General features: G+C 57.1%; 1 protein-coding gene. It reads right to left on the bottom strand.

Translation table 11 applies throughout. The features are described from left to right. Positions 1-350: immunoglobulin-like domain-containing protein (locus ODQ19_RS28065; protein WP_330211844.1), on the bottom strand; the 350-nt coding region annotated here is incomplete at both ends.

The following is a 350-nucleotide window of genomic DNA, read 5'->3' as shown; positions in this document are numbered from 1 at the left end:
TTGCTCAAGGTCGCGGTGTAGGTGATCTGGCCACCTTCGTTCACTGCGCTTGGTGCAGTCAGCGTGACCGTCGTGGTGTTATCAGTGCCGGGAGTATCGGTGACAGTGGTGTTTACGGCGGTAGTACCCGGTACCAGGTTCTCGAAATGTTCGCCGCCGGTCACGCCTTTGATGGCGGTGGTGACGGTCTGATCGCCTTTGTAGACGTCATCAGGTGCCAAGACCGAAACAGTGCCGCTGGACTGGTTCACACCAATGGTGATGGTTTGGCCGTTATCCAGAGTGACGGTGAGCGGGTTGGTGATGTTAGTCACCGGCGCACCGTTTTTATCCACAAGGCTGGCGGTGTA

Source organism: Pseudomonas sp. AM4(2022) (assembly GCF_036346515.1).
GTDB lineage: Bacteria > Pseudomonadota > Gammaproteobacteria > Pseudomonadales > Pseudomonadaceae > Aquipseudomonas > Aquipseudomonas paracarnis.
The sequence above is the reverse complement of the archived record's forward strand: the minus strand, read 5'-3'. Positions and strand labels throughout refer to the sequence as shown.